Origin of the sequence: Xanthobacter autotrophicus (assembly GCF_029991245.1) — a bacterium.
GTDB classification, from domain to species: domain Bacteria; phylum Pseudomonadota; class Alphaproteobacteria; order Rhizobiales; family Xanthobacteraceae; genus Xanthobacter; species Xanthobacter autotrophicus_C.
In genome coordinates this window covers 1-1,317 of the sequence record NZ_JAIVFO010000299.1, presented here as the reverse complement: position 1 = coordinate 1,317, position 1,317 = coordinate 1, and the positions used below count along the sequence as shown (strand labels likewise).

Sequence of the window (1,317 nt, the reverse complement as noted above, 5' to 3'; positions counted from 1 at the left end):
GGGAGTGTCAGGAATTTCGTGTGGGGGCGGTCATGATGGACCTTATGGAGGTTCCCGATGGCCCGACGCAAAGCCCCCCGTATTCCTGACGCGCTTCTGGACCAACTTCTGGCCGGCGCCGATCCCAAGACGGCCTTCGATGCCAACGGTTTGCTCGACGATCTGAAGAAGGCGTTGGCCGAGCGCGCCCTGAACGCCGAGATGGATCATCACCTGGCGGGCGACGAGACCGGCAACAGCCGCAACGGCTATGGACGGAAGACGGTCACCACCGAGACCGGCCGGATCGAGCTGGAGATCCCGCGGGACCGGCAGGCGACGTTCGATCCCCAGCTCATCGCCAAGTACCAGCGGCGCTTCCCCGGCTTCGACGACAAGATCGTGTCCATGTATGCCCGGGGCATGAGCGCCCGGGAGATCGTCGGGCACCTGCGCGAGCTCTACGGCATCGAGGTTTCTCCCGACCTCATCAGCGTTGTCACCGACGCCGTCCTGGAGGAGATCGCCGCCTGGCAAGCCCGGCCGCTCGAGCCGGTCTATCCCCTGGTCTTCTTCGATGCCCTGCGGGTCAAGGTGCGCGACGAGGGCATCGTCCGCAACAAGGCGGTCCATATCGCGCTCGGCGTGCGCGCCGATGGGGCCAAGGAGGTCCTCGGCCTGTGGCTGGAGCAGAACGAGGGCGCGAAGTTCTGGCTGCGCGTCATGAACGAGCTGAGGAACCGGGGCGTTGAGGACCTGCTGCTCGCCGTCGTCGATGGCCTGAAGGGCTTCCCGGACGCGATCCGCGCCGTCTTCCCCGAGGCGCTGGTCCAGACCTGCATCGTCCACCTGCTGCGCCACAGCCTTGACTTCGTGTCGTACAAGGACCGCAAGGCCGTCGCCGCGGCGCTGAAGGACATTTATCGGGGATGGACGCTGTCGCCGGCGAGGCGGCGCTCACGGCCTTCGAGGACGGCCCTTGGGGCCGGCGCTATCCGGCCATCGCCCAGAGCTGGCGGCGGGCCTGGAGCGAGGTCGTGCCATTCTATGCCTTCCCCGCCGAGGTGCGCCGCATCCTCTACACCACGAATGCCATCGAGGCACTCAACGCCAAGCTGCGCCGCGCCGTGCGAGCCAGGGGGCACTTCCCCACCGACGAGGCCGCCCTGAAGCTCCTCTTCCTGGTCTTGAACCGGGCCGAAAAGGAGTGGAGATGGCACCTCGTGAATGGGCGATGGCAAAGGCGCAGTTCGCCGTCATCTTCGGCGAGCGCTTCACAAAGGCCATGGCGGCCTGATCTTCAACCCGCCGCCCCCACACGAAATTCCTGACACTCCC

Annotated in this window: 1 pseudogene; it reads left to right on the top strand. The window is 66.4% G+C overall.

Going from position 1 to position 1,317, the window contains the following annotated elements:
- The first annotated feature begins 57 nt into the window (after positions 1–57).
- A pseudogene (locus K9U41_RS22865) lies at positions 58–1,310 on the top strand (IS256 family transposase).
- Positions 1,311–1,317 lie beyond the last annotated feature (7 nt).